Annotated in this window: 1 protein-coding gene and 1 pseudogene; both read left to right on the plus strand. The window is 71.7% G+C overall.

Annotated features, from left to right (window positions below):
- A pseudogene (locus ACWDNU_RS45985) lies at positions 1-381 on the plus strand (cupin); the annotation flags it as partial.
- A complete protein-coding gene (mtnC, locus tag ACWDNU_RS45990; protein ID WP_355280727.1) occupies positions 378-1,070 on the plus strand; it encodes an acireductone synthase in 693 nt (230 codons plus the stop codon). The pseudogene ACWDNU_RS45985 and the gene mtnC, both read left to right, overlap by 4 nt.
- The last annotated feature ends 257 nt before the right edge of the window (positions 1,071-1,327 follow it).

Here is a 1,327-nt window from a genome sequence, read left to right on the forward strand (position 1 = left end):
GCCGCGGGCCGCTACGAGCACATCGATGTCGCCCGCATCCACCCCGACGACGACAACCCGGAGTGGCCCGCCACCGCGGCGGGCGCGCGCGCCAAATTCCTCGACGAGCACCGCCACGCCGAGGACGAGGTGCGCTTCTTCGCCGCCGGTCGCGGCTGCTTCTACCTGCACCTCGGCGACGCCGTGCTGGCGACGGTCTGCGAGGCGGGTGACCTGCTCTCCGTTCCCGCGGGCACCCTGCACTGGTTCGACATGGGCACCCGGCCCGACTTCATCGCGATCCGCTTCTTCGAGGAGGCCGACGGCTGGATCGGCGGCTTCACCGGCGACAAGATCAGCGCGGGCTTCCCGACGCTGGACGAACTGCTCACCGCCCCGTGACCCGCGCCGTCGTCCTCGACATCGAGGGCACCACCAGCCCCACCGACTCGGTGCGCAACGATCTGTACGGCTACACCGAGCAGCGGCTGCCCGACTGGCTGGCCGAGAACGCCTCGGGCGCAGCCGAATCGGTGATCGCGGCGACCCGTGAACTGGCGGGCGAACCCGATGCGGGCACCGACCGGATCGCCGAGATCCTCACCGGCTGGCTGCATTCCGACATCAAGGCCGAACCGCTCAAGGCCGCGCAGGGCGCGATCTGCGCCCAGGGGTTCCGCGCGGGCGCGCTGCACGGCCGGTTCTTCGCCGATGTCGTGCCCGCCCTGTCGGCCTGGCACGCGGCCGGGCTCCCCCTATACGTGTACTCCTCGGGTTCCGAACGCAACCAACGGGATTGGTTCGCCTTCGCCGAGGCGGGCGACCTGTCCGGGTTGATCACCGACCACTTCGACCTGGTCAGCGCCGGGCCCAAGCGAGAGGCCGCGTCCTACGACGTCATCGCCGAGCGCATCGGCATCCCGGCCGCGCAGATCCTGTTCCTCTCCGACCATCCGGACGAACTCGATGCCGCGGTGGCCGCCGGATGGCAGGTCGTCGGCGTGCACCGCGACGGCGAGCCGAACCCGCCGCGCGCACCGCACCGCTGGGTCGGGTCGTTCGCCGAAGTCGCGGTCGGCGCGGGCGCCTGACGAGGGCGACGGACCGCCGCAGCGGCACGCTGGATCCGCCCCCGCGACACCGTCGCACGGCATGACACCCACCGACTGATTAGTCTTCCGGACATGTGGACCCAGGGGGACAGCGACCGTCCGGCCTTGCCCGACGGTGACCAGCCCGACACCGCCTCGGCGGCAGGACCGTTCACGATGCCCGCGCCACCGCTGCCGGAGCTGGTGCGGCCGGACACGGTGTACACCAATTCGCCGGGGGCGGCGCGGAATCTGGC

The sequence above is a fragment of the Amycolatopsis sp. NPDC003676 genome (assembly GCF_053587275.1).